25 protein-coding genes are annotated in these 23,676 nt (G+C 70.5%); 11 read left to right on the top strand and 14 right to left on the bottom strand.

Going from position 1 to position 23,676, the window contains the following annotated elements:
• Positions 1-19: 19 nt before the first annotated feature.
• Entirely contained in the window at positions 20-1,261 is a 1,242-nt protein-coding gene (locus tag KV106_RS16515; protein WP_261211135.1) for an acyl-CoA dehydrogenase family protein, read from the bottom strand.
• 284 nt (positions 1,262-1,545) lie between these two features.
• On the opposite strand from KV106_RS16515, the gene msuE reads away from it, so the two are divergent.
• A complete protein-coding gene (msuE, locus tag KV106_RS16520) occupies positions 1,546-2,142 on the top strand; it encodes an FMN reductase (RefSeq protein WP_093352586.1) in 597 nt (198 codons plus the stop codon).
• 24 nt (positions 2,143-2,166) lie between these two features.
• Here msuE and KV106_RS16525 read toward each other — a convergent pair whose 3' ends face one another.
• Entirely contained in the window at positions 2,167-2,511 is a 345-nt protein-coding gene (locus tag KV106_RS16525; RefSeq protein ID WP_261211136.1) for a DUF3088 domain-containing protein, read from the bottom strand.
• Between the two features lie 131 nt (positions 2,512-2,642).
• Here KV106_RS16525 and KV106_RS16530 point away from each other — a divergent pair, with 131 nt between their 5' ends.
• From KV106_RS16530 to KV106_RS16545, 4 genes are all read left to right on the top strand, one after another.
• Complete coding sequence (locus KV106_RS16530) at positions 2,643-3,716, top strand: LLM class flavin-dependent oxidoreductase (RefSeq protein ID WP_261211137.1); 1,074 nt, start codon at positions 2,643-2,645, stop codon at positions 3,714-3,716.
• 15 nt (positions 3,717-3,731) lie between these two features.
• Entirely contained in the window at positions 3,732-4,841 is a 1,110-nt protein-coding gene (locus tag KV106_RS16535) for an LLM class flavin-dependent oxidoreductase (RefSeq protein WP_261211138.1), read from the top strand.
• A gap of 31 nt (positions 4,842-4,872) precedes the next feature.
• Positions 4,873-5,775, top strand: a complete 903-nt coding sequence (locus KV106_RS16540) for a class I SAM-dependent methyltransferase (protein WP_261211139.1) — start codon at positions 4,873-4,875, stop codon at positions 5,773-5,775.
• Between the two features lie 160 nt (positions 5,776-5,935).
• Entirely contained in the window at positions 5,936-6,478 is a 543-nt protein-coding gene (locus KV106_RS16545) for a hypothetical protein (protein WP_261211140.1), read from the top strand.
• A gap of 77 nt (positions 6,479-6,555) precedes the next feature.
• Here KV106_RS16545 and KV106_RS16550 read toward each other — a convergent pair whose 3' ends face one another.
• Positions 6,556-6,936 (bottom strand): RidA family protein, encoded by a 381-nt coding sequence (locus KV106_RS16550; protein WP_261211141.1) that lies wholly within the window; start codon positions 6,934-6,936, stop codon positions 6,556-6,558.
• A gap of 254 nt (positions 6,937-7,190) precedes the next feature.
• Between KV106_RS16550 and KV106_RS16555 the strand changes: the two genes are divergently transcribed.
• From KV106_RS16555 to KV106_RS16565, 3 genes are all read left to right on the top strand, one after another.
• Positions 7,191-7,646, top strand: coding sequence for a surface-adhesin E family protein (locus KV106_RS16555; protein ID WP_261211142.1), 456 nt, complete (start codon positions 7,191-7,193; stop codon positions 7,644-7,646).
• A gap of 107 nt (positions 7,647-7,753) precedes the next feature.
• The gene (locus tag KV106_RS16560; RefSeq protein ID WP_261211143.1) at positions 7,754-8,074 is read left to right on the top strand and encodes a hypothetical protein; all 321 of its coding nucleotides are present in this window, start codon (positions 7,754-7,756) and stop codon (positions 8,072-8,074) included.
• A complete protein-coding gene (locus KV106_RS16565) occupies positions 8,058-8,792 on the top strand; it encodes a Fic/DOC family protein (protein WP_261211144.1) in 735 nt (244 codons plus the stop codon). The genes KV106_RS16560 and KV106_RS16565 overlap by 17 nt, the downstream gene beginning before the upstream one ends.
• A 128-nt stretch (positions 8,793-8,920) precedes the next feature.
• On the opposite strand, the gene KV106_RS16570 is transcribed toward KV106_RS16565, so the two are convergent.
• Entirely contained in the window at positions 8,921-10,432 is a 1,512-nt protein-coding gene (locus KV106_RS16570) for a CoA-acylating methylmalonate-semialdehyde dehydrogenase (protein ID WP_261211145.1), read from the bottom strand.
• A gap of 125 nt (positions 10,433-10,557) precedes the next feature.
• On the opposite strand from KV106_RS16570, the gene KV106_RS16575 reads away from it, so the two are divergent.
• The 3 genes from KV106_RS16575 to KV106_RS16585 are packed head-to-tail and all read left to right on the top strand — an operon-like array spanning position 10,558 to position 15,351.
• Complete coding sequence (locus KV106_RS16575; RefSeq protein ID WP_057592669.1) at positions 10,558-11,502, top strand: LysR family transcriptional regulator; 945 nt, start codon at positions 10,558-10,560, stop codon at positions 11,500-11,502.
• A 58-nt stretch (positions 11,503-11,560) separates the two neighbouring features.
• Positions 11,561-12,694, top strand: a complete 1,134-nt coding sequence (locus KV106_RS16580) for a metallophosphoesterase family protein (protein WP_261211146.1) — start codon at positions 11,561-11,563, stop codon at positions 12,692-12,694.
• Positions 12,691-15,351: an AAA family ATPase gene (locus tag KV106_RS16585; RefSeq protein ID WP_261211147.1), complete on the top strand. Its 2,661-nt coding sequence runs from the start codon at positions 12,691-12,693 to the stop codon at positions 15,349-15,351. Before KV106_RS16580 ends, KV106_RS16585 begins: the two co-directional genes overlap by 4 nt.
• Before the next feature lie 18 nt (positions 15,352-15,369).
• On the opposite strand, the gene KV106_RS16590 is transcribed toward KV106_RS16585, so the two are convergent.
• The 10 genes from KV106_RS16590 to KV106_RS16635 form a co-directional block, all read right to left on the bottom strand.
• Positions 15,370-15,606 (bottom strand): hypothetical protein, encoded by a 237-nt coding sequence (locus KV106_RS16590; RefSeq protein ID WP_261211148.1) that lies wholly within the window; start codon positions 15,604-15,606, stop codon positions 15,370-15,372.
• A 118-nt stretch (positions 15,607-15,724) separates the two neighbouring features.
• On the bottom strand, positions 15,725-16,189 hold the full coding sequence (locus tag KV106_RS16595; protein WP_261211149.1) for a carboxymuconolactone decarboxylase family protein: 465 nt from the start codon (positions 16,187-16,189) through the stop codon (positions 15,725-15,727).
• Positions 16,190-16,309: 120 nt separating this feature from the next.
• Entirely contained in the window at positions 16,310-17,731 is a 1,422-nt protein-coding gene (pdxR, locus tag KV106_RS16600) for a MocR-like pyridoxine biosynthesis transcription factor PdxR (RefSeq protein ID WP_261211151.1), read from the bottom strand.
• 16 nt (positions 17,732-17,747) lie between these two features.
• The gene (locus tag KV106_RS16605) at positions 17,748-18,536 is read right to left on the bottom strand and encodes a class II aldolase/adducin family protein (protein WP_064266408.1); all 789 of its coding nucleotides are present in this window, start codon (positions 18,534-18,536) and stop codon (positions 17,748-17,750) included.
• A 44-nt stretch (positions 18,537-18,580) separates the two neighbouring features.
• Entirely contained in the window at positions 18,581-19,549 is a 969-nt protein-coding gene (locus KV106_RS16610; RefSeq protein WP_261211152.1) for a Bug family tripartite tricarboxylate transporter substrate binding protein, read from the bottom strand.
• A 17-nt stretch (positions 19,550-19,566) separates the two neighbouring features.
• A complete protein-coding gene (locus KV106_RS16615) occupies positions 19,567-20,550 on the bottom strand; it encodes a Bug family tripartite tricarboxylate transporter substrate binding protein (RefSeq protein ID WP_261211153.1) in 984 nt (327 codons plus the stop codon).
• 80 nt (positions 20,551-20,630) lie between these two features.
• On the bottom strand, positions 20,631-20,825 hold the full coding sequence (locus KV106_RS16620; protein WP_057592675.1) for a hypothetical protein: 195 nt from the start codon (positions 20,823-20,825) through the stop codon (positions 20,631-20,633).
• Between the two features lie 9 nt (positions 20,826-20,834).
• The gene (locus KV106_RS16625; RefSeq protein WP_057592676.1) at positions 20,835-21,425 is read right to left on the bottom strand and encodes a 3-phenylpropionate/cinnamic acid dioxygenase subunit beta; all 591 of its coding nucleotides are present in this window, start codon (positions 21,423-21,425) and stop codon (positions 20,835-20,837) included.
• Between the two features lie 26 nt (positions 21,426-21,451).
• Positions 21,452-22,261 carry an SDR family NAD(P)-dependent oxidoreductase gene (locus tag KV106_RS16630; protein WP_261211154.1) on the bottom strand — a complete coding sequence of 270 codons (810 nt, stop codon included), beginning with the start codon at positions 22,259-22,261 and terminating at the stop codon, positions 21,452-21,454.
• A gap of 20 nt (positions 22,262-22,281) precedes the next feature.
• Positions 22,282-23,646 carry an aromatic ring-hydroxylating oxygenase subunit alpha gene (locus KV106_RS16635; protein WP_261211155.1) on the bottom strand — a complete coding sequence of 455 codons (1,365 nt, stop codon included), beginning with the start codon at positions 23,644-23,646 and terminating at the stop codon, positions 22,282-22,284.
• Positions 23,647-23,676 lie beyond the last annotated feature (30 nt).

Raw genomic sequence — 23,676 nt, forward strand, 5'->3', positions numbered from 1 at the left:
GGCGGGCCGCCGTCCGCGTTCAGCTCTTTCCGACGCGATAGAAGGTCGGCGGCGGCGTGCCGTTGACCGCGAAGGCGCCGACCTGGCGTTCGCGGTAGACGCGCGGGTTGTGCGAGGAGATGGTGCGCGCGTTGCGCCAGTAGCGGTCCAGCCCGTGGGTGCGCAGCGTGGCCGAGGCGCCGAGCGCGTCGAACAGCTCGGTGCTCGCGTCGAGCACCAGCCGCGTGACGACCGAGACCGCCTGGTCGACCTCCACGTGCGAGGCGGCCGCGGCAGCGGCGCGCGCCTCGTCGGGCAGCGCGCCGTCGAGGTGCGCATCGTGCGCGCGCTGCAGCGCGCCGGCTGCCTGCAGCACGATCGCGCCCGCGCCGTAGGCCGCGCTGCGGCCGCGGCCCACCACCTGCAGGATCTGCGGATCGTCGGACACGCGCGCGGCATTGCCGTGGCTGTAGCTGCGGTCGCGTTCGCGCACGCGCTGCGCGAGGTCGTCGCTCGAGGCGCGCGCGATGCCGGCCAGCGAGGCCAGGTGCACGGTCTGGAAGTAGGGCGAGGCGTAGGGAAAGCGCTGCTTGCTCGGGTTGACCCACAGCGGATCGATGGCCACGTCCTCGAAGGTGGCGGTGCCGCTCGCGGTGAGCGCCTGGCCGAAGCCGTCCCAGTCGTCGAGCACCTGCACGCCCGCGGCCTGGCGCGGCACCGAGATCATCGTGGGCTGGCCTTCGTCGTCGTCGGCCACGGCGTTGATCCAGTCGGCGAACAGCGAACCGGTGGTGTAGAACTTGCGCCCGTCGAGCCGCAGCCCGCGCGGCGTGGCGCGCAGCCGGGTCGAGAAGGCGCCGACCTTGGCGTCGCCGGTCTCCGAGAAGCCCGAGCCCACGAGCTCGCCCGCGGCGAGCCGCTCGAGCCAGTGCGTGCGCCACGGCGACTCGGGTGCGAGCAGCACGTCCTCGGTGAAGCCGAAGTGCGCGCGCAGGGCGTTGACCACGTTGGTGTCGGCCGCGCCGAGCTCGGTCAGCAGCGCGAACAGTTCGACCAGGCTGGCGTCGGCGCCGCCGCGTTCGACCGGCAGGCGCAGCCGCGCGAAGCCGGCTTCGCGCAGCCAGCCGATCTCCTCGTGCGGCAGCTGGTGCGCGAGGTCGCGCGCCACCGCGCCCTCGCGGATGCGCGCGAACACGGCGCGGAACGGCCGCGCGAGTTCGTCGTAGCGCGCGCTGGGCGGTGCGCCCCAGGGATGATCGATGGCGGAGGTGGGGAGCGTCATGCGGGGGAAGAGAGAAGAGGGGGAGGGAGAGGGCCGGCGCGATTCTGGGACGCGCATCGGCCGCGCGGAACGAACGATTGCGCACATCCATATGCGGCCCATATGCGGCTTCTCCCATGGCCGCCGCGCATGCCTGCCATGCGCGCGGCGCACCCCGTGCGGCGCATAGACGAAGTTCGCAGAAGCACATGCGAAAGTCGAGGTTCACGCGCCGCGCACGGCGCGCAGAATGGCCGCAGCCCTAGTCTGCACACGCGCAGCCCGCCGGCCGCGCCATCCATCCCATGCCCCAAACCCCCCTCAAGATCGTCGCCCTGTCCGGCGGCCTGCAACGCCCCTCGCGCACCCTGGTGCTGGTCGAGGAGCTGATCGAAGGCATCGCCCAGGCGATCCCGGTCGAGAGCCGCGTGATCGAGATCGGCAACCTGGTGCCGCAGTTCGGCGCGGTGCTCTACCGCCCGCAATTGCCGGCCGCGGTCGAGGAAGCCCTCGTGGCCCTCGAGTCGGCCGACCTGGTGATCGCCGCCAGCCCCGTGTTCCGCGGCGCCTACAGCGGCCTGTTCAAGCACTTCCTCGACTTCGTGCACCACGATGCGCTGATCGACAAGCCGGTGTTGCTGGCCGCGACCGGCGGCAGCGAGCGACATGCGCTGGTGATCGACCACCAGCTGCGGCCGCTGTTCAGCTTCTTCCAGTCGCACACGCTGCCGATCGGTGTCTACGCCACCGACCGCGATTTCGAGAACTACCAGGTGCGCAGCGAGCTGCTGCGCGCGCGCATCGCGCTGGCGGTCTCGCGTGCGCTGCCGGTGCTGCGGCAGCTGCAGCCGCAGGCCGAGCGCGCCGCCGCGCCGCGACCGCAATTGCACGCGGTGGCCTGAAGCCGGGCCGCGCCCGCGCGGGGGTCAATGCACCTTCGGAAAACCGTGGCGCTCGGCCAGCAGCGCGAGGATGCGGCGCGTGTCGGTCACGAAGCGCAAGGCGCCGAGCGACTGCGCGTCGGCCGGTGCCGGCGGCTCGTCGCCGAACACCAGCACCGGCAGGCTCTGGTGCGCCTCGTCGAGCAGCGCCACCACGGCCGCGCGCGGGCGCGGGAACGGCAGCCGGTGCACCTCGAGGCGCGCGGCCTGTTCGGGCGCCGAGGCCAGCAGCCCCTCGATGGGCAGGCCGTCGGGGCAGACGAAGGCATCGCCCGGGTGCCTGTCGTCGGTGAAGCCTGCCTCGAGCAGGAAGAGTCGGTCGCGGCTCATGCGAGGAATCCTTTGGAAATCGGTGAAATGAAGAACCCAACGATGGAGCGAAGCCGCTCGCGGGCGAACGAAGAAAAGCACATGTGCATATCCGCATCGCGCGCTTGCGTTCCGGTGGTGGGGGCACGGCGATGAGCGAACCCACCGAATTCCTCTGGTACATCCCCAACCAGGTCGTGGCCGGCCACCGCGGCGATGCCGCCGTCGAGGGGCACAACAGCCTCGACACGCTGACCCGGCATGCGCTGGCGCTCGAGGCGCATGGCTGGAAGGGCGCGCTGATCGGCGCCGGCTGGGGCCGGCCCGACACCTTCACGGTGGCGACCGCGCTGGCCGCGCGCACCACCACTTTCGAGCCGCTGATCGCGATCCGCCCCGGCTACTGGCGGCCCGCGCAGTTCGCATCGGCCGCGGCCACGCTCGACCACCTGAGCGGCGGCCGCGTGCGCATCAACATCGTCTCGGGCAAGGACCAGCTCGCGGCCTATGGCGACAGCGAGGGCGACCCCGCGCAGCGCTATGCGCGCACGCGCGAGTTCATCCACCTGGTGCGCCGGCTCTGGACCGAGGAGGGCGTGACGTACCGCGGCGAGCACTTCGGCGTGGAGAGCGCCACCGTGCAGCCGCGCATCGAGGTGCGTGGCGCGCGGCGTCATCCGACGATCTATTTCGGCGGCGCCTCCGAGGTGGCCGAGCGGGTGTCGGCGACCGAGGCCGACGTGCAGCTGTTCTGGGGCGAGCCGCGCGACGGCATCCAGGAACGCATCGAACGGCTGAAGGCGCTGAGCCGCGGCCTCGAACGCGATCTTCCGCCGCTGCGCTTCGGCCTGCGGGTCACGACGCTGGTGCGCGACACCACCGAGGAGGCCTGGGCCGATGCCGAGGCGAAGGTGGCGCAGATGGCGCGCGGCGCGGCGCCCGGCGAGCCCGACCGCGCGCAGGCCGTGGGCCAGCGCCGGCTGCTGCGGCTGCACGAGCGCGGCGAGGTACTCGACGACAACCTCTACACCACGCCCGGCAAGTACGGCGGCGGCGGTGCCGCCACCACCTGGCTGGTGGGCTCGGCGCAGGACGTCGCGCGCTCGCTGCGCAAGTACCAGGCGCTGGGCATCACGCACTTCGTGCTGTCCGACACGCCCTACCTCCACGAGATCCGCCGGCAGGGCGAGCAGCTGCTGCCGCTGCTGCGCGATGCCGCGGCATAACCCTTCCTCATCGCCATGACCTCTACTTCTTCCAGCGGGCCCGGCCCGCGCTTCGGCATCTGGGCGCTGGTGCACGGCAGCCGCGCCGCGCTGCAGGATCCCGATGAACCCTACGACGCCTCCTGGCGGCGCAACCGCGCGCTGGTGCTCGAGGCCGAGCGGCTCGGTTTCGACTCGGTGCTGGTGGCGCAGCACACGGTCAATCCGCACGATGGCGAGAGCGCCCAGCTCGAGGCCTGGACGGCGGCCGCGGCGCTGGCCGCGCTCACTTCGCGCATCGAGATCATCGCGGCCATCAAGCCCTACCTCTATCACCCGGCGGTGCTCGCGAAGATGGCGCTGGGCATCGAGGAGATCAGCGGCGGGCGCTTCGCGATCAACCTCGTCAATGCCTGGAACCGGCCCGAGCTCGAGCGCGCCGGCATTCCCTTCGCCGAGCACGATGCGCGCTATGCCTATGGCCGCGAATGGATCGAGGTGGTGGAGTCGCTGCTGCGCGGCGAGCGCACGCGCTTCGCGGGCGAGCATTTCAGGCTCGACGACTACCGGCTGAGCCCGGCGGGCCTGCACCGTGCGCGGCCGCGCATCTACGTGGGCGGCGAATCGGAGCCGGCGCGCGCGCTGGTGGCCGATCGCGGCGACACCTGGTTCATCAACGGCCAGCCGCTGGCCGACGTGCAGGCGCTGATCGCCGACCTGCGGCGCCGCGAGCGGCCGGCCGGCTGGGCGCCGCTGCAGTTCGGGCTCTCGGCCTTCGTGGTCGCGCGCGAGACCGACGAGGAGGCACGCACCGAGCATGCGCGGCTGCTCGCGCTCGCGGCGCTCGACGCGCCGCTGCGCGCGGCCAACAAACCCAACATCGATCCCAAGGCCGTGATGTTCCAGACCGCGCAGAAGTCGCCGCGCGTGGGCTCGAACGGCGGCACCGCGGCCGAGCTCGTGGGCAGCTACGACAGCGTGGCGCGCCGCATCGAGGCCTTCCACGCGGCCGGCATCGAGCTGTTCATGCTGCAGTTCCAGCCCTTCGAAGCGGAAATGCGCCGCTTCGCCGATCATGTGCTGCCGCGCGTGGCCGGCGCGGCCGCGCGATCGCTCGAAGCACGCGCGGATGCCGCCCTGGCCTGAGAGCGTCCATTTCGAGAAAGAGCAGCGTCCCATGTCCATCGCATCCCTTGTCGCCATGCCCGGCCGTCACTCGGACCGGCGCCGCGCGCTGCTGCTGGGCCTGGCCTCGGCCGCCGTCGCGCCCGTTGCCATGGGCGCGACCGATCCCGCGCTCGCCGCGCTGCAGTCGGCGATCGACGGCCCGCAGCGCAGCGCGGGCAACCGCGCGCGCGACGGCGCGCGGCATCCGCTCGAGACGCTGTCCTTCTTCGGCCTGCGGCCCGAGTGGTCGGTGGTCGAGATCGCACCGGGCGGCGGCTGGTACACGGAGATCCTCGCGCCCTTTCTGAAAGCCCGAGGCCGCCTCTACGCGGCCCATGCGCCGGCCGACGGCACGCCCGAGCAGCAACGCGCCCGCACGGCCTTCGCGAAGAAACTCGCGGACGATCCAGCCAACTACGGCCGCGTGGTGCTCGGCACTTTGCCCACCGACCGCTTCACCGACATCCATCCGCCGGGTGGCGCCGACGCGGTGCTGACCTTCCGCAACATCCACAACTGGATCGCCGACGGCCATTTCGACGAGACCTTGCGCGCCTTTTACGACGTGCTCAAGCCCGGCGGCGTGCTCGGGGTGGAGGAGCATCGCGCGCTGCCCGGCACCTCGCTCGCGCGGACCATCGACAGCGGCTACGTGGCGCAGGACTTCGTGATCGCGCGCGCCCGCGCGGCCGGCTTCGTGTTCGACGGCGAGAGCGAGATCAACGCCAACCCGCGCGACACGCGCGACCATGCGAACGGCGTCTGGGCGCTGCCGCCGACGCTGCGCGGCGGCGAGGTGGAACGCGCGAAGTACCTCGCCATCGGCGAATCGGACCGCATGACGCTGCGTTTCGTGAAGCCGCGGCGCCTCCGGGTACGGGACATCGTCCGGCGGGCGCCTGGGGGGCTCTGACGAACACGCCTCGGCCCCGAGCGGCCGGGGCACTCCCAAATGTGATCGGCCGTAAGCGCGGCCCCGGCGGGGTGCCGCCACCTCCAACAGCATATGGTCGCAAGGCCCGTGGTCTTCGCAGAATCCAGGCTTCTTTGGGACAACCGTCGAGGAGCCGTCAGTGAACGCCACCGTGAAGAGTCATGTCATCCAGATCCTGAAATACGACAGGGCGATCGCGAAGCACAACTTCGCGATCAACAACCTGAGGGTCTGGCCGAGCGCCTACCGTGACGTCGCGCGCGCCGTCGAAACCGGAAAGATCCGGATCGGCACGAACGTCGGGAAGGGCAATGCCGCGGAGTACGACGCCAGATTCGGTGTCATGGACGTGGCGGAAACACTGAACCTGCTCGACGAGCGCGACCGCGCGCTGGTGATCCACGAGGCGACGCATGCGCACCTCGACATGCTGACGTTGGGCAAGCATTCGGGGTACGAGAACGAGGCCATGGGCTATATCGCCGAGGCCCTGTACATCCTGGCGGTCAATGGCCGCGACGTCGGCACGCAGTCGTTCCGGCAGATCGCCAAGGGGATCGCGGCCCAGGTCTTCAAGGGACAGTACGGCATTGCCCAGAAGGACGTCGAGATGCTGACCGCCGACATCGCGAAACAGCGCTTCTATGCCTCGCGGCCGTTCTATGTGAGCAATGGTCTGTGAGCAGGTGGCGGCGAGCGCGGCTCGCTGCCGTCCCGCGCGGTGAGTCGAGGCTGCGCGTTGCCTCTCTTCCCATCCACTCAACCGCGCAGCGCCGTCACCTCGATCTCGATCTTCATGCGCGGATCGGCCAGTCCCGCCGAGATCATCATCGCCGCGGGGCGCACCTCGCCGAAGTACTTGCGCAGCACCGGCCAGCAGGCCTCGAACTCGGCGCCGTTCGGCAGCACGTAGGTCACGCGCACCACGTCGCGCAGGCTGGCGCCGGCCTCCTGCAGCGCCGCCTCGATGTTCCTCAGGCATTGCTCGGTCTGCTCGACCACGTCGTCCGAGATGGTCATGGTGCGGTAGTCGAAGCCCGTGGTGCCCGAGACGAACACCCAGTCGCCCGCGACGACGGCGCGCGAGTAGCCGATCTGCTGTTCGAAGGTGGAGCCGGAGCTGATGAGCTTTCTGGTCATGGGTGCGATCCTTTGCAAATTCGGTGGGTCATGCGTTGACGTCATGTCGGAAAACGCCTCGGCATGCGGCCGGCGCGCAAGCTTTGTCCGGCGTCGGGCGGGCCAACGGCATGCTTTCCGCAGGTCCTCCACGTCGGCGTCCGACAAATCCGGCAGGCCCCAAACTGTAAATTCCTGTGTCAGCGAACCGGATTCTTCGGTTATTTTCCCTGCCGACCTGGCGGGGCCCGGTCGCGACAACGAGGAGCAAACGCGTGAGGCATTGGTGGCTGGCGGCGGGTCTTTCAGTGGCGGGCAGCCTGGCATGGGCGCAGCCCGCATGGTTCACCGTGGTCGGCGATCCGCTCGACAAGGCGGCCGACACGGTGCAGGTCGATCCGAACCGCATCGCGGCACCGCCGCCCGCGGAAGGCGAAGCCGCGCCCGAGAAGCCGCTGATCGAGATGAACGTGCGCGTGAACCGCTCGGGCCCGCGCTTCAACTGGGACCGCATCCCCTATCGCTCGTATGAGTCGCGCGTGGTCTTCGACTGCCAGGCGAAAAGCGCGACCTACGTGCAGGCGCGCTTCTATGCCGAGCCGCTGTGGCGCGGCGAGCCGCACCATGTGGCCGACTACAGCGCCTCGCCCAAGCCGATGCGTTTTCTCGACATGACGCCGAATCCGACGGCGCGGATCGTGCGGGCGGCTTGCCGGATGCGGGCGAGCTGAGTCGGCTGGCCGTCGGTTCGTTGGCAGCATGTAAGTTGTTGATGTAATTGAGGTTTTTGAATAATTTTCGGGCGGGGTGATAAAATGCGGGGGCCATCGACACACCCATGAAACTCCAGGATCGCACGCACACGCCTTCGCGCGCGCACAAGGGGCACATGCTCCCCCGCGGTCTGGTGCTGCCTGTCAGCGGTGTCGAGGCCTTCGTCCGGAATCTCGCGCACGAGCTCGGTGTGCGCTACACCCGCACACCGGCCGATCAATGGGCGGACACGGTCACGCGGCTGGCGGGCGACGAGGTCCGCTCCGGCGATGTGCAGGACCTGCTCATTGCATTGAAGCGGGCGGGCAAGCTCTCCACCCAGGACATGGCCACCTTGCTGGTCAATCACCTGCGCGAACAGAAGCAGCGTGTTCGATCCGTTTAAGGACTTCGACGAGCGGGGCTACCTCCGCAATCTCTACACGGAGAAAGACCCGCAGATCGTCCAGGAACTCGAGCACCAGCTGTTTCGAGCGGGGCTCGATGAAGCGTTGGCGTTCCTCGCGACGCGGCGGACCGTGGCCTACGCGGAGTTCCTGGAAGTTCACAGGATCCTGTTCTCGGCCTTCTACCCCTGGGCGGGACAGGACCGGGCGGCCACGGCGCCCGATTCGGCCGTCTCCAAGGCCGGCACGTGGTTCAGTCATCCGCGCGATGCGCGTCGCGCGGTGGAGGCCGGACTGCGCATGGCCGCCAACCCGCGGCAATTGCGGCAGCGGCCCGGAGAGGTCATGGGGCTGTTCGCCTATGGGCATCCGTTTCTGGACGGCAACGGGCGGACGATGCTCGTGATCCATAGCGAGCTGTGCCATCGCGCCGGTTTCTGCATCGAGTGGCACCGGACACGGAAGGCCGACTACCTTGCGGCACTGAGCGCGGAGATCGCGTCGCCGGGCAAGGGGATCCTCGATGCGTATCTGCTGGCGTTCGTGGGCGTGCCGCAGGAGCGGCACCTGTGGGGCGGCGCGATCGGTGGGCTGCCGGGTCTGAGCGGCCGAGGCATCGAGGACACCGTCGAGGGCGAATACGCCGATGAGCAGGTGTCGCAGAAGTACCGCGAGTTCGAGCAGCAACGGGACTACCGCATCGAACCCGACGCATGAAGCAGTCCCCATTCCGTCGTCGGCCCGTGCCATGACCCCCAATGCACGCAGCCGCCAACGGGTTCCCCGGCGGCGGCTGCATTGCCCCTCGAGGGGGCGTTCAATCAGCGAACGAAACGTCGAGTCGCTTACTTTGCCGTAGGCATCACGAACTCCGCCCCCTTCGGCGTGCTCTCGGGCCAGCGCTGCATGATCGACTTCTGCTTGGTGTAGAAGCGCACGCCTTCCTCGCCATAGGCGTGCATGTCGCCGAACAGCGAGCGCTTCCAGCCGCCGAAGCCGTGCCAGGCCATCGGCACCGGGATCGGCACGTTGATGCCGACCATGCCGACCTGGATGCGGCGGCCGAACTCGCGTGCCACGTTGCCGTCGCGGGTGAAGCAGCTCACGCCGTTGCCGAATTCGTGGTCATTGACGAGGTCGACGGCGTCCTTGAAGTTGGCGACGCGCACGCACGACAGCACCGGGCCGAAGATCTCTTCCTTGTAGATGCGCATCTCGGGCGTGACGTGGTCGAACAGGGTGCCGCCCATCCAGAAGCCGTCGTCGCAGCCCTTGCCGGCCTTGGCGCCGTCGAACTGGCGGCCATCGACCAGCAGCTTCGCGCCTTCCTTCTCGCCCTGGGCGATGTAGCCGGTGATGCGCTCGTGCGCGGCACGCGTGACGATCGGGCCCATCTCGGCCTCGAGGTTCTCGCCGTCGAGCACCTTCAGCGTCTTGGTGCGCTCGATCAGCTTGGGCATGATCTTCTCGGCCGCGTCACCCACCAGCACCGCCACGCTGATCGCCATGCAGCGTTCGCCGGCCGAGCCGTAGCCCGCGCCGATCAGCGCGTCGACGGCCTGGTCGATGTCGGCGTCGGGCATCACCACCATGTGGTTCTTGGCGCCGCCCAGGGCCTGCACGCGCTTGCCGTGGCGCGCGCCGGTCTCGTAGATGTAGTTGGCGATCGGGGTCGAGCCCACGAAGCTGACGGCCTTGACGTCGGGATGCTCGAGCAGCGCGTCGACCGCGGCCTTGTCGCCCTGCACCACGTTGAACACGCCGTCGGGCAGGCCGGCCTGCTTGAGCAGCTCGGCGATGCGCAGCGAGGGGCTCGGGTCGGTCGGGCTGGGCTTGAGGATGAAGGTGTTGCCCGCGGCGATCGCCACCGGGAACATCCACATCGGCACCATCACCGGGAAGTTGAAGGGCGTGATGCCCGCGACCACGCCCAGCGGCTGGCGCAGGGTCCAGTTGTCGATGCCGGTCGAGACCTGGTCGGTGAAGTCGCCCTTGAGCAGCTGCGGAATGCCGCAGGCGAACTCGACGATGTCGATGCCGCGGCTGACTTCGCCCTGCGCGTCGGTGAACACCTTGCCGTGCTCGGCGGTGATCAGGTGGGCCAGCTCGTCCTTGTGCTGGTTGAGCAGCTCGAGGAACTTGAACATCACGCGCGCGCGGCGCAGCGGCGGGGTGTCGGCCCAGGCCGGGAAGGCGGCCTGCGCGGCGGCCACGGCGGCGGCGACCTGGCTGGCATCGGCCAGGCCGGCGCGGCCGGTGACGGCGCCGGTGGCCGGGTTGGTCACGTCCTGCGTGCGGCCCGAGGTGTTGGCGACGGCCTTGCCGGCGATGTAGTGATCGATGGACTGGATGGGCATGGTGCGTGTCTCTCGTGTGAAAGGAGGCGGGAATGCGGGGGATCGAGGGCAGTTTAGGCAGCGAGGCCGCCGCCGCCTAGACGCGAAGCTTGAACTTATTGTTTGCGATAGTGAACAATGGATCCATGAAGACCCAAAATATCGAGTCGCTCTGGACCCACCTGCACTGGCTCACGGTGCTGGCGCAGCAGGGCAGCTTCACGGCGGCGGCGCTGCGGCTCAACGTGAGCAAGGCGGCCATGAGCCAGCGCATCGCCGAGCTCGAGCGCGCGGCCGGCGCCTCGCTGGTGCAGCGCACCACGCGCAGCGTGCGGCTCACCGAGGCCGGCCAGCGGCTGGTGGAGGACATGCGCGGGCCCTTCGAGCAGATCGCCCACAGCTTCGAGGGCGTGCGCGACCTGGCCGGCGTGCCGCGCGGGCTGGTGCGCGTCACCGCGCCGGTGGCGCTGGCGCGCCAGCAACTGGTGCCACGGCTCGCGGCCTTCCTGCGCGCGCAGCCCGAGGTGCGCATCGAGCTCGACATGTCGGACCGCCTGAGCTCGCTCGCGATGGAGGGCTTCGACCTCGCGATCCGCCACACGGCGGCGCCGCCCGACACCCACGTCGCCTGGACCCTGTGCGACACCCGCTCGGTGCTGGTCGCGAGCCGCGCCTACCTACGCCGCCGCGGCACGCCGCGTGAGCCGCAGGCGCTGGCCGAGCACGACTGCCTGCACTACCCGCGCGCGCAGGAAACGCCGACCTGGCATTTCGAGGCGCGCGCCGCGGCCTCGAAGGCGGCGGTGCAGCGCATCACGGTGCCGGTGTCGGGGCCGCTGGTGGCCAACAACAGCGAGGCGTTGCGCGACGCGGCCGTGAGCGGCCTGGGCATCGCGCTGGTGCCCGATTTCAGCGCACAGTCGGCGCTGCAGTCGGGCAAGCTGCAGGAAGTGCTGCCGCAATGGCGCTCGGTCGGTGCCTTCGGCGAGAAGCTCTATGCGATCCGCCCCTATGCCACCCACGTGCCGCGCGCCGTGGCCGTGTTCGTGGCCTGGCTGCGCGAGACCCTGGCCGAGGGCTTCGACGCGTGAGCGAAGCACCGACAATGCAACGCCACGGCGCTAGCGCGCCGCACCCTCCCATCCTTTCATGACACGTTTTCTCCACACGGCCGACTGGCAGATCGGCCGCCAGTTCGCGAGCTTCGACCCCGAGCACGCGCCGATCCTGGCCGAGGCGCGCATCGCCGTGGTCGAGCGCCTCGCCGCGCTCGCGCTCGAGCACCGGGTCGACGCGGTGCTGGTCGCGGGCGACGTGTTCGATGCCCAGACCGTGTCCGAGCGCACGCTTCGCCGGCTGTTCAATGCGCTCGCCGCCTATCCGGGCCCCTGGCTGCTGATCCCCGGCAACCACGACGCCGCGCTGGCCGAGAGCGTGTGGACGCGCGCGCAGCGCCTGGGCGCGGTGCCGCCCCACGTGCACCTGCTGCTCGCGCCCGAGCCGCGCCTGTTCGAGGCCCAGGGCTTCGCGGTGCTGCCTGCGCCGCTCGCGCAGCGCCACACCTACAACGACCTCACGGCCTGGTTCGACGAGGCCGACACGCCCGCGGGCCTGCTGCGCATCGGCCTCGCGCATGGCAGCGTGCAGGGCTTGCTGTCGGAGGACATCGACTCGGCAAACCCGATCGCGCCCGAGCGCGCGGCGAGCGCGCGGCTCGACTATCTCGCGCTCGGCGACTGGCACGGCTGCAAGCGCATCGACGCACGCACCTGGTACGCGGGCACGCCCGAGCCCGACCGCTTCAAGGACAACGGCTCGGGCCAGGCGCTGCTGGTCGAGATCGACGCGCCCGGTGCCGAGCCGCGCGTCACGCAGCTCTCGGTCGGCCGCTTTCGCTGGCAGGCCATCGCCGGCGTGCTGCAGGTCGCGACCGACGCCGATGCGCTCGAAGCGCAGCTCGAGGGGCTCGATGCGCACGACGTGGTCGACCTGCGCGTGCAGGGCCGCATCGACCTCGCGGGGCTGCAGCGGCTGCAGGCCACGATCGGCCGCGCGGAGGCGCGTGCACGCCATCTGCAGGCAGACCTGTCGGCGCTGCGGCTCGAGCCCACCGACGAGGACATCGCCGGCCTGCGCGCCGATGGCTACCTCGGCGAGGTGATGCAGGAACTGCGCGAGGCCCAGGCCGGCGCCGACCCGGCGCAGGCGCGCATCGCGCAGGACGCACTCGCACTGCTCGCGGCCGAACTCGCGCGCGGCGCGGCGGAGGGGGCCCGGCCATGAAGCTGCAGATCACCCGCTTGCGTGTCGAACAGCTGCGGCGCTTTCGCGCGCCCTTCGAACTCGACGGCTTCGAGCCCGGGCTCAACATCGTCGCGGCCGCCAACGAGGCCGGCAAGAGCACGCTGGTGCGCGCCATCCGCGCGGCCTTCTTCGAGCGCCACCGTTCCACCCAGGTCGAGGACCTGCGCCCCTGGGGCGAGGGCACGGGCGCCGCGCCGCAGGTCGAGCTCGACTTCCTGCTCGACGGCCAGCCGCACCGGCTCATAAAGAGCTTCCTCGCGAAGAAGCGCTGCGTGCTCGATGCCGGCGCGCGCAGCCTCGAGGGCACCGAGGCCGAGGACCACCTGGCACAGCTGTTCGGTTTCTCGTTCGCGGCCAAGGGCGCGAGCCGGCCCGAGAACTGGGGCATTCCGGGTCTGCTGTGGGTGGAGCAGGGACGCGGCCAGGAGCTCGACGTGAGCCATGCGCGCGACCACCTGCACGATGCGCTGCGCGACCCGGCCGGCGATGCCGCGGCGCCGCTGGCCGCGAGCGGCGGCGATGCGCTGCTCGACAGCCTGCGCGCGCAGCGCGACGAGCTGCTGACCTCGACCGGCAAGCCGCGCGCCGCCTATGCCGAGGTCATCGAGCAGGCCGCCGCGCTGCAGGCGCAGCGGGCCGCGCTCGATGCGCAGATCACCACCTACCGCGAGCAGGTCGACCAGCTCGCGCTGATGCGCCAGCAGCACCAGGCCGACGAGACGGCCCGGCCCTGGGATGCGCTGCGCGAGGAACTGCAGGCCGCGCAGACCCGCAACGAGGCGCTGCAGGCCGGCCAGGCGCAATTGCTTGGCGACCGCGCACGGCTGCGCCAGCTGCAGGAGACGCGCGACCTGCTCGCCAAGGCGCTCGAAGGCCTGGCGCAACAGCAGGCGACCGCGCAGGCGCGCGAGCGGGCCGCCGAGGAGGCCGAGCGCCAGTTGCGCGAGAGCGACGAGGCCGTGGCCCAGGCGCGCACGCAGGCCGATGCGGCGCAACGGCGCGTCGATGCCGCGCGCGAGGCCTGGCGCGCGGCGAGCCAGGAAGCGCAGCGGCGTGGCCTGCAGCAGCAACTGCAGCAGGCCCAGGCCGAGGTCGTGCGCCATGCCGAGAACCTCGCGCGTGCCGAGGAAGCGCAGGAGCGGCTCGCGGCCCTGCGCGCCACGGCCGCCTCCACACCGGCGATCCAGCCGACCGAACTCGATCGGCTGCTCAAGCTCGAGCGCGCCGAGCGCGATGCCGACCTGCGCCGCCAGGCTGTCGCCACGCGATTGCAGTTCATGCTGCCCGAAGGCCAGGCGCTGCGCCTGCAGGCGCGCGGCGAAAGCCACGAGCTGCGCGCCGAGGGCGAACGGCTCGTCGACGCGCCCGCCACGCTGCACCTGCCCGGCGGCGGCCAACTGATCATCACGCCCGGCGGCAACGACCTCGCGGGCCTGGCGCGCCAGCATGCCGATGCGCGCGAGGCGCTGCAGGCCGCGTTGCGTTCGCTCGGCGTGGACGAGGTCGCGCAGGCCCAGGCGCGGCAGCGCGCCGCGGCCGACCTCGAGGCCCAGACCCGGCTCGCGCAGCAGGCGCTGGCGATCGTCGCGCCGCGCGGCATCGACACGCTGCGCGGCGAGCACGCCCAGGCGCAGGCACGCCATGCGGGCGCGCAGGTCGCGCTCGAACGGCTGCCCGCAACGCCCGCGGGCGAGTTGCCCTCGATGGAAGAGGCCGAGGCCGCGCAGGAAGCCGCCGTGGCGGCCGAGCAGGCGCTGCGCAAGACCCTGGGCGAGGCGCAGCGCCGCCAGTCGGCCGCGCAGGGCGCGAGCGAGGCAGCGCGGCGCGAACTGGCCGCGGCCCAGGCCACGCTGGCCGACCCCGGCCGCCAGCAGCGCCAGGCGCAGGCCAACCAGCAACTGCTGGCCGCGAGCGCCGAGGCCGATGCCCTGGCCGCGCGCATCGACCTCACCGAGACCGAATTGCGGGCCGCGCGACCCGACATCGTGCTGCAGGACATCGAACGGCTGCGACGCAGCATCGAGCAATTGATGCGCGGCCACCAGCAGCGGCGCGAACAGCTGCTGGTGCTGGAGAGCGGCCTGCAGCAGGCCGGCGCCCAGGGCCTCGAGGAACAGCGCGATGCGCTGGCCGGCCAGCTCGCGCAGGCGCAGCGCCGGCAGGCCGACCTGCAACGCCGCGCCGAGGCGCTGTCGCTGCTGTGCCGCAAGTTGGAGCAGAAGCGCCAGGCCACGCTGACCCGGCTGCAGGCGCCGCTGCAGGCGCGCATGCAGCACTACCTGCCGTTGCTGATGCCCGGCGCCACGGTCGAGATGGATGCGGGACTCGCGCCCGCCACGCTCACGCGCGCGCGCCTGGGCGGCACGGTGGAGAGCGGGCAGTTGCAGGAGTTGAGCTTCGGCGCGCGCGAGCAGTTGCGGCTCATCAGCCGCTTCGCCTATGCCGACCTGCTGCAGGAGGCGGGCCGTCCGACCCTGCTGATCCTCGACGACGCGCTGGTGCACAGCGATGCGCCGCGCCTGGCGCAGATGAAGCGCGTGCTGTTCGACGCGGCGCAGCGGCACCAGGTGCTGCTGTTCACCTGCCATCCCGAGGACTGGCGGGACATGGGCGTGGCGCTGCGGCCACTCGCCTGAGAGCTTCGCGAGCGGGCCTTACTTGGCCAACCCGACCGGCATGCTCGCCAGCGAAATCTCTTCGGGCTGCGTCTGCATCGACACGGCCGACACGGGTGCCTGCGCCACGGCCGCCCGCTCTCGCTGGACCGCGAGGTAGAGGCAGCCCATCGTGACGACGACCACCACCAGCGATACGAGCACGGTCCATGTGGCGAGCGAAGCCTCCTTGTGGCCGCCGCCATCCGCGATCCAGTTCTTTTGCGCCACAGCCATTTGGGAACCTCCAGGAATATGGCCGTAATGATCGCGAGGGGCGCAGGGGAAGGCACGTCGGACGGCGCCGATGGGGCCTGTAACTGAATGCCTCCTGCGCGTGGGAGCGGCCGCCGCTTCAGGCCTTGGCGGCGGCCACGGCCGCGGCCGGCGTGGCGCGGAAGGTCACGCCAAGGCGGTTGAAAGCATTCATCAGGCCGATGGCATAGGTCAGGTCGACCAGTTCTTTCTCGCTGAATTCGGTTCTGGCGGCCTGGTAGTCGGCATCGGGCACGCCGGTGTCGGCCACGCGGGTCACCGTTTCAGCCCAGGCCAGCGCGGCGCGTTCGCGCGCGCCGAACACGGCGCCGGCCTCGTGCCATACCGGCACCAGCACCAGCTTGTCGACGGCGAGGCCGCCCTTGAGCAGGTCGCGCGAATGCATGTCGATGCAGTAGGCGCAGCCGTTGATCTGCGAAACGCGCAGGTAGACTAGGTCGACCAGTTCCTTGGGCAGGCCGCTCTTCTGGAGCGCGGCGTACACCCCGCCGAAGGCCTTGTAGCCTTCGGGCGAAACCTTGGCGTAGTCGATGCGATGGGTCATGACGGAATCCTCTGGATGCGATGTGGCGATGAAGGACTTCATGGTGCCCGTGCTTGGCATAGTTCGAAAGGGCCAAGATCGGCCTTGCGCACTAGGCCATGATCCGGCCTTCCCGCTCGCTCACAGCAGCTTCAGGATCCGCCGCGCCAGCGCCTCGGCCGTGGCCTGCGAATCGACGTTCGTGAACCCCACCATCAGCGCGGGCGCGATGTCCCGGTCGACGGCCCAGTCGGTCAGGGCCTCCGCGAACAGCCCTTCCTCGCGCATGCGCGCGACCAGCCGGCGGTCGGAGCGCCGGCCCTGCAGCCGCAGGATCAGGTGCATGCCGCCGGGCTGTTCGTCGATGCGCACCCTGGCGCCGAGCACGCGCTCGAGGCCGGCGCGCGTGGCATCGCGGCGCTCGGCATAGAGCCTGCGCATGCGCTGGATGTGCCGCGCGAAGTGGCCCTCGGCGATGAAGTCGGCGACGATCGCCTGCGTGAGCTGCGGGCTGCCGCCCGCGAACATCGACAAGGCCTGCTCGAAGCGCCCGACCTGCGCCTCGGGCACGACGAGGTAGGCCAGCCGCAGGCTCGGGAACAGCACCTTGCTGAAGGTGCCGGCATAGATCACGCGGCCGTCGCGGTCCAGGCTCTTGAGCGCGGGCAGCGGGCGGCCGGCATAGCGGTACTCGCCGTCGTAGTCGTCCTCGACGATCCACGACCGGTTGCGCCGGGCCCAGTCGAGCAGCGCGAGCCGGCGCGGCAGCGACAGCGAGACGCACAGCGGGCTCTGGTGCGCGGGCGTGACCACCGCGGCGCGCGCCTTCGGGGCGAGCCGCAGGCCTTCGTCCACCACCAGGCCCTCGGCGTCCACCGGCACCGCCACGCCCGCGAGCCGCATCGCCGCCAGCAGTTCGCGCGTGGGCGGATAGCCGGGGTTCTCGAACCACACGCGGTCGGCCGGTTCGAGCAGCGCCTGCGCGACCAGCTCGAGCGTGTGGCGGTAGCCCGAGGTGAGGAAGACCTGCGCGGGTGCGCAGTCGATGCCGCGCGACACATGCAGGTAGGCGGCGATCCCGGCGCGCAGCGCGGGCAGGCCCGGCACCGCCGGATGCGTCATGTCGATGGGCTGCATCGCGCGCGCGGCGCGTGCCCCGAGTCGTGCCCAGATCTTGCGCGGGAAGACGTCGAGCGCGGGCAGGCCCATCTGGAACGGCAGGATCGAATCGGGCCGGAAGCTCGGCGCGTAGGGCCTGGCCGCGGGCGCGGGCCGTTCGCGCGCCAGGGGCATGCGCGGCCGCAGGCCCGGCGACACCACCGTGCCCGCCTGCCCGCGCGCCTGGATGTAGCCCTCGGCCGCGAGCAGGCCGTAGGCGGCATCGATGGTGCCGCGCGCCAGGCCCAGTTCCTGCGTGAGCGCGCGCGCCGAGGGGATGCGGTCGCCCGGGTTCAGCGTGCCGTTCGCGATGGCGTTGCGAAAGCGTTCGTAGATCTGGCGGTAGAAGGGCTCGGCGGATTCGCGGTCCAGCGGGGGAAGGGTGCCCTTGCTGCCGGCGGCCATGGCGTGCGGCGCCCGCTCAGCCGAACATCGCGCGCGAGATGCCCGCGCGCCGCAGCATGGCCTCGAACACCAGCCGGTTGACGGGGCCGCGCCCCGCGACGCGCGTGGCCGGCACGGTCTCGAGGATCTCGGCGGGAATCGCGCGGTTCGGTCCGCGCCCGGCATCGGAGGCGAGCTGGATCTCGCAGGCGCGCTGCAGGGTCCACAGGCGGTTGAAGGCGGTCGGGATGTCGGGCCCCGCGGCCAGCAGCCCGTGGTTGCGCAGGATCAGGTGGTTGGCCTGGCCGAGCGAGCGCACCAGCCGCGGCTGCTCGTCGAGGTTCGTGGTCACGCCCTCGTAGTCGTGGTAGGCCACGTCGCCGTACATCATCGCGCTGTAGAAGTTGTCGTGCCGCAGGCCCTCTTCCTTCGACGCGACGGCGCAGCCCGCGGTGGTGTGCACGTGCATGATGCAGTGCGCATCGGGCCGCGCGGCATGCACGGCGCTGTGGATCACGAAGCCCGCCTTGTTGACCGTGTAGGCGCTCTCGCTTTGCGAGTTGCCGCCGATGTCGGTGCAGATCAGGTTCAGTGGCGTGACCTCGGCGTAGTGCAGGCCGAAGGGGTTGATGAGGTAGCGCGCTTCCGATCCCTCGCCGGCCTCGTCCACGCGCAGCGTGATGTGGTTGAAGATCAGCTCGGTCCAGCCGAGGTGGTCGAACAGCCGGTAGCAGCAGGCCAGGTCGAGCCGGGCGGTCCATTCGGCGGCCGGCATGCCGGCCGGCGCGGGGGGAGCGGGTGGGGCCGAGGCCGCATCCATCGTCATTCGTGTGTCTCCTGGGTTCTTCGTTCGGATCGTGGGTGCGCTGGTCAGTCGACGGTGGCGCCGGTCGACTTGATGACCGCACCCCAGCGGTCCACTTCCTTGTCGATCCAGCGCGAGAAATCCTCGGGCGAGCCGGCCACCACGTCGAATTCCAGCTCCCGGAGTTTCGCGCTGATCTCGGGCGAGCGCACGATCTTCACGATCTCGGCATTGAGCCGGTCGATCACGGGCCGCGGCGTGCCGCCGGGCGCGAGGAAGCCGACCCACGAGGTGGCGACGAAATCGGGATAGCCCGACTCGACCATGGTCGGCACCTCGGGCACGTTCGCGAAGCGCTTCTCGCCCGTGGTCGCGATCACGCGCAGCCGGCCGTCCTTGACGAACTGCTGCACGTTGCCCGGCACCAGGAAGGCGCTCTGCACGTTGCCGGCCACGAGGTCGACCAACGCCGGCCCGGCGCCCTTGTACGGCACGTGCGTGATGTCGACCTGCGCGGCGGACTTCAGCATCTCCATCGTGAGGTGCGAGGCGCTGCCCACCGCCACCGAGGCATACGACAACCCGCCCTTGCGCGCCTTGGCCAGCGCCACGAACTCGGCCGGCGTCTTCGCGGGCAGGTCGGCATTGACCACGAGGTACTGCGGCGAGGTCACGGCCAGCGTGATCGGCGCCAGGTCCTTGCGCGGATCGAAGGGCATCTTGCGGAACAGCGTGGCGTTGATCGCGATCGGCCCGTTGTAGCCCACCAGCAGCGTGTGGCCGTCGGGCGGCGACTTGGCGACGTAGTCAGCGCCGATGTTGCCGCCCGCGCCGGGCCGGTTCTCGACGATCACCGGCTGGCCCAGCGCCTCCTGCAGCTTCGGCTGCACCAGCCGCGCCACCGTGTCGTTGGTGCTGCCGGTGATCGGCACGATGACGCGCACCGGCCTGGTGGGCGCCCAGGGCGCGGCGGTGCTGGCGCCGGCCAGCATGGCGAGGCCGAGCAGGCTGGCGAATCTCTTCAGGCGGTTCATGGCGTCTCCTTGGCGGGCTACTTCTGCGGCGCGGGAATGGAGGCGATCACGCCCGCCCACTTGTCCGACTCGGCGTGGATGAAGCTCTTGAAGCCGGCCGGCCCGAGGTAGCGCGGTTCGGCCGCGAGCCCGACGATCTGCGACTGCACCTCGGGCTTGGCGACCACGGCCTGGATCGCGCCCGCGAGCTTCTCGATCGCCTCGGGCGGTGCCTTGGCGGGCGCGAACAGGCCCATCCACGCGGTGGCCGAGTAGCCGGGCACGCCGCCCTCGGCGAGGGTCGGAATTTCGGGCGCGACCGCGCTGCGCGTGGCGCTGGTCACGCCGAGCGCCACCAGCGCGCCGCTCTTGATGTGCGGATACGCCGAGGTCAGGTCGACCACCGCCACCGGCAGCTGGCCGCCGAGCAGGTCGGTCACCGCGGGGCCGCTGCCGCGATAGGGCACGGCGACCAGCTTGAGCTTCGCCATGCTGGCCAGCAGTTCGCCCGCGAGGTGCTGCGCCGTGTACTGGCCGGTGGTGCCGTAGCTGGTGCCCTCGGGCGTGGCGCGTGCCTTCTCGATGAAGCCGCGCAGGTCGCGCAGCCCGGTCTTCGCGCCGGCCACCAGCACCAGCGGGATGTCGGCCACCTTCGCGACCGGCGCGAGCTGCTCCTGCGGCTTGAGCGGCGCGGCATCGGGCAGGTTCGGATTGACCACGATCGCGCCGGTGGCGCCCATGCCGATGGTGTAGCCGTCGGGCGCGGACTTCGCCACGCCGATCAGGCCGGTGGCGCCGCCGCCGCCGGGCTTGTTGTCGACCACCACGGGCTGGCCCAGCGCGGTCGAGAGTTCGCGCCCGACGATGCGCGCGATGCCGTCGGCCGAGGCGCCTGGCGCGAAAGGAACGACCAGCGTCACCGGCCGGGAAGGAAAGGGCTGCGCCGTGGCGGCGAAGGCGCAAAGGGCGAGGGCGGCGCTCGCGAGCGCACGCGCGCCGAGGCGCGTCGAAAGGATCTTCATGGGGCTTGTCTCCGGTTCGTGGGTGGCGTCGACGGACGGCCGGGCTTCGATGGCCCGGTCCTGCCCGTCGTGTGTCGATGTCAGTCGGGCGCGAGGTCCTTGATGTCCTCGCAATGGATCAGCTCTTCGTCGCCCGCGGCGAAGTCGCCGCGCGGCGCGCTCAGGATGCGCAGCTGCACCCAGATGCCGTCGCCCATGTTCTCGACGATCTCGCCGATGGCGCCGCTGCGCAGTTCGAGCCGGCGGCCCGGCTCGAGGTGCATGATGTTCAGCATGGGCGGGCCTCAGAAGAACATGGTGAGGTTCTTGGCCAGCAGCACGTTCTGGCCGAGCCGGATCTCGCGCCGCGCGAGCTGCCACCGGCCGTCCACGCGCCGCAGCACGTCGCTGCGCTTGCCGGCGAAGTAGTACTCCTCGTGCTCGCAGCGGTTCTGGTAGATCAGGAAGCCGCTGAGCACCGACACCTCCTGCTGGCCGGCGGCGTTTTCTTCGATCGCGGTGAGCTGCACGTTGGTGACGAGGCGGCACAGCCGCGACAGCGGTTCCTCGGCCCAGTGCACGCCGGTGAGGATCTGTTCGGCGCGCTTGGTCAGGGTCCACTTGCCCTCGTTGAACCAGCTCATGTCCTTCTCGTAGCGGGTCTTCTCGCGCGTCTCGTGCTGGCCGAACTTGACGTTGAACATCATCGGCATGAAGTACACGAGGTCCTCGGCCAGCGTGTCCAGCCATTCGCGAAAGCGCCGCTGGTCGAGCATCTCGGCCTCGTCGTAGAGGAACTCCTCGATATCGCGCTTGAGTTCGTAGTAGCGCGCGTCGCGTGGCGGCCTCGGCGGCGGGCTGGCGACGGCGGTCGGTTCGGTGAGTGTCTCGGTCATCGATGCGTCCTTCGTGGGAGGTTCGGTCAGGAATTCGGTGCGGGCGGGATCGGCCCGCCCTGGTTCGCGAAGCAGCCGACGTCGACCACCGTGCCCGAGACGGTGGCGGCGTCGTCGGACAGCAGGAAGGCCACGGCGTTGGCCAGGTCGCGCCCGGTGGCCGGGCGGCCCGCCACCGTGCCCGCGACCTTGCGGCCCGCGAACAGCGCGGCGTCGCCGCCCACGCGGCCCACGCTCATGCCCGAGACGATGCCGCCGCCGCCGGGAATCGCGAGGTTCACGCGGATGTGCTGGTGGAAGTGGTCGTAGGCCATCGCGGTGGTGAGCGCGAGCACCGCGCCCTTGCTGGCCGCATAGGCCGCCATGTTGGGCTTGCCGTGGCCGGCACCCGAGCCGATGTTGACGATCGATCCGCCGCCCTGCGCGGCCATCACCGGGATGACGGCGCGCGAGGCGAGGTACACGCCCTTCACGTTGACGGCCAGGATGCGGTCGAACATCTCCTCGCTCGTGTCGAGCACCGTGCCGAGCGGGCCGATGGCGGCGTTGTTGACCAGGCCGTCGATGCGGCCGAAGCGCGACAGCGCGCGTTCGACCACGCGTTCGACATCGGCGGCGCTCGACACATCGGCCTCGAGCACCTCGATGCGCTCGGCCAGGCCCGCGGCCTCGGCCGCGGCGCGCACGCCCTCGAGGCCTTGCGCGGTGCTCGAGACCTGCGGCTGCGCGAGCCCGAAGGCCAGCACGCGGTGGCCGCGCCGGGCCAGCTCGAGCGCAATGGCTTCGCCGAGGCCGAAGGTGCCGCCGGTGACGAGGGTGACGGGCTGGTGCGCCATGCCTGTTGATTCCGCTGCCGTCATTCGGCGAAGCTCGCCGCGCCGGTGTCGTGGCGGCCCAGCAGGATGTCCCAGTCGGCGCCGTCCATGTAGTCGCGCCAGCGGCGGTAGAACTGGCGCGGGTTCTCCTCGCTGACCTGCAGGCTGACGTTGCCGGGCACCGGACCCTCGGTCGTGACCTTGCCCATCGACTGCTGGTAGTTGTAGGGATAGCGCTTGGCGATGGTGCCCCGGCTGCCCGCGGTGGCGTAGTTCCAGTTCTCCATGTCGTCCTGCTCGGTCATGCCGGCCGGACCCGAATAGCGCATGTAGTAGGTGCGCAGGAAGTCCTTCACCTCCTGCGGGGCGTCGGCGTCGACCAGGAAGAAGCGCCAGGCCTCGGTCGACTCCGGCCCGTTGGGATGCCACACGCAGAGGTTGCGCGGCTGCTTGCCGTGGAACGAGGTGTTCGGATAGATGGTGCCGACGAAGGGCACCAGCCGGTTCTTCTCGGCGCCGAGCCGGCGCTTGCGCTCCTCGTGGCAATGGCGGAAGTACTCGGCGATCACCGGGTTGTTCTTGTAGGTGTCGACGAAGGGCGTGTCTTCCGGCAGCAGCGCGCTGTGCACGCCGTGGCCGGCGGGGAAGTTCACCCACAGGTGCTGCGCGTACTCGAGCTCGTTGTCGCGCCGGCCCTTCACGCCGACCTCGGCGCTCGGGCCGATGCCGATCAGGTCGACCGAGCGGTGGCTCACGTTGTGATAGGTGTCGCCGAGGAAGTTCTCGGCCGCGAACTTCCAGTTGCAGGGGATCACCCATTTCTGCACGCCCACCAGCACCTCGGAGCCGCCCTCGCGGCCGTCGCGGCAGTCGAGCGCGAGGTCGAGATGCGCGCGCGCATCGCCCAGGTAGGTGAGGAAGTCGGGCGCGTCCTTGTCCCAGGTGGCCCACACCGTGCCCTTGTAGATCGCGAGCTGCGCGACCTCGATCAGCGACCAGTTCTCCTTCTCGAGGCAGCCGTCGTAGATGGCCTTGAACTGCGGCACGCCGAACAGCTTGCCCTCGGTGGTGTAGCTCCAGCTGTGATAGGGGCAGGTGAAGAGCTGCGTGTTGCCGTGGTCGTACTGGCACACCTTCATGCCGCGGTGGCGGCAGGAGTTGAGGAACACGTGCACCTTGTTCTTCTTGTCGCGCGTGAGGATCACCGACTCCGCGCCCATGCGCGAGGTGAAGTAGTCGCCGGGCTTGGGGATCTGGCTCTCGTGGCCCACGAAGAGCCAGGCGCGCGTGAACACCTTCTCGAGCTCTTCCTCGTACACGTCCTTGCTCGAGAAGATCTCGCGGCTGATCGTGCCCTGCTTGAGGTCGACCATCCGGTGATAGACCATCGGTGTCGTCGTCGTCATTCGTTGCGTCCTTGTCGTCGTGTGCGTCGG

Source organism: Variovorax endophyticus (genome assembly GCF_025376855.1).
Lineage (GTDB): Bacteria > Pseudomonadota > Gammaproteobacteria > Burkholderiales > Burkholderiaceae_C > Variovorax.

What these genes read in the sequence shown, in the direction of transcription:
- KV106_RS16570 (WP_261211145.1), bottom strand. Translation starts at nt 10,432, where the DNA reads ATGCCCATCCAGTCCATCGATCACTACATCGCCGGCAAGGCCGTCGCC.
- KV106_RS16610 (WP_261211152.1), bottom strand. Translation starts at nt 19,549, where the DNA reads ATGAACCGCCTGAAGAGATTCGCCAGCCTGCTCGGCCTCGCCATGCTG.
- pdxR (WP_261211151.1), bottom strand. Translation starts at nt 17,731, where the DNA reads ATGGCCGCCGGCAGCAAGGGCACCCTTCCCCCGCTGGACCGCGAATCC.
- KV106_RS16540 (WP_261211139.1), top strand. Translation starts at nt 4,873, where the DNA reads ATGTCCATCGCATCCCTTGTCGCCATGCCCGGCCGTCACTCGGACCGG.
- msuE (WP_093352586.1), top strand. Translation starts at nt 1,546, where the DNA reads ATGCCCCAAACCCCCCTCAAGATCGTCGCCCTGTCCGGCGGCCTGCAA.
- KV106_RS16560 (WP_261211143.1), top strand. Translation starts at nt 7,754, where the DNA reads ATGAAACTCCAGGATCGCACGCACACGCCTTCGCGCGCGCACAAGGGG.
- KV106_RS16550 (WP_261211141.1), bottom strand. Translation starts at nt 6,936, where the DNA reads ATGACCAGAAAGCTCATCAGCTCCGGCTCCACCTTCGAACAGCAGATC.
- KV106_RS16535 (WP_261211138.1), top strand. Translation starts at nt 3,732, where the DNA reads ATGACCTCTACTTCTTCCAGCGGGCCCGGCCCGCGCTTCGGCATCTGG.
- KV106_RS16580 (WP_261211146.1), top strand. Translation starts at nt 11,561, where the DNA reads ATGACACGTTTTCTCCACACGGCCGACTGGCAGATCGGCCGCCAGTTC.
- KV106_RS16585 (WP_261211147.1), top strand. Translation starts at nt 12,691, where the DNA reads ATGAAGCTGCAGATCACCCGCTTGCGTGTCGAACAGCTGCGGCGCTTT.
- KV106_RS16525 (WP_261211136.1), bottom strand. Translation starts at nt 2,511, where the DNA reads ATGAGCCGCGACCGACTCTTCCTGCTCGAGGCAGGCTTCACCGACGAC.
- KV106_RS16615 (WP_261211153.1), bottom strand. Translation starts at nt 20,550, where the DNA reads ATGAAGATCCTTTCGACGCGCCTCGGCGCGCGTGCGCTCGCGAGCGCC.
- KV106_RS16530 (WP_261211137.1), top strand. Translation starts at nt 2,643, where the DNA reads ATGAGCGAACCCACCGAATTCCTCTGGTACATCCCCAACCAGGTCGTG.
- KV106_RS16625 (WP_057592676.1), bottom strand. Translation starts at nt 21,425, where the DNA reads ATGACCGAGACACTCACCGAACCGACCGCCGTCGCCAGCCCGCCGCCG.
- KV106_RS16595 (WP_261211149.1), bottom strand. Translation starts at nt 16,189, where the DNA reads ATGACCCATCGCATCGACTACGCCAAGGTTTCGCCCGAAGGCTACAAG.
- KV106_RS16605 (WP_064266408.1), bottom strand. Translation starts at nt 18,536, where the DNA reads ATGACGATGGATGCGGCCTCGGCCCCACCCGCTCCCCCCGCGCCGGCC.
- KV106_RS16620 (WP_057592675.1), bottom strand. Translation starts at nt 20,825, where the DNA reads ATGCTGAACATCATGCACCTCGAGCCGGGCCGCCGGCTCGAACTGCGC.
- KV106_RS16515 (WP_261211135.1), bottom strand. Translation starts at nt 1,261, where the DNA reads ATGACGCTCCCCACCTCCGCCATCGATCATCCCTGGGGCGCACCGCCC.
- KV106_RS16575 (WP_057592669.1), top strand. Translation starts at nt 10,558, where the DNA reads ATGAAGACCCAAAATATCGAGTCGCTCTGGACCCACCTGCACTGGCTC.
- KV106_RS16635 (WP_261211155.1), bottom strand. Translation starts at nt 23,646, where the DNA reads ATGACGACGACGACACCGATGGTCTATCACCGGATGGTCGACCTCAAG.
- KV106_RS16590 (WP_261211148.1), bottom strand. Translation starts at nt 15,606, where the DNA reads ATGGCTGTGGCGCAAAAGAACTGGATCGCGGATGGCGGCGGCCACAAG.
- KV106_RS16630 (WP_261211154.1), bottom strand. Translation starts at nt 22,261, where the DNA reads ATGGCGCACCAGCCCGTCACCCTCGTCACCGGCGGCACCTTCGGCCTC.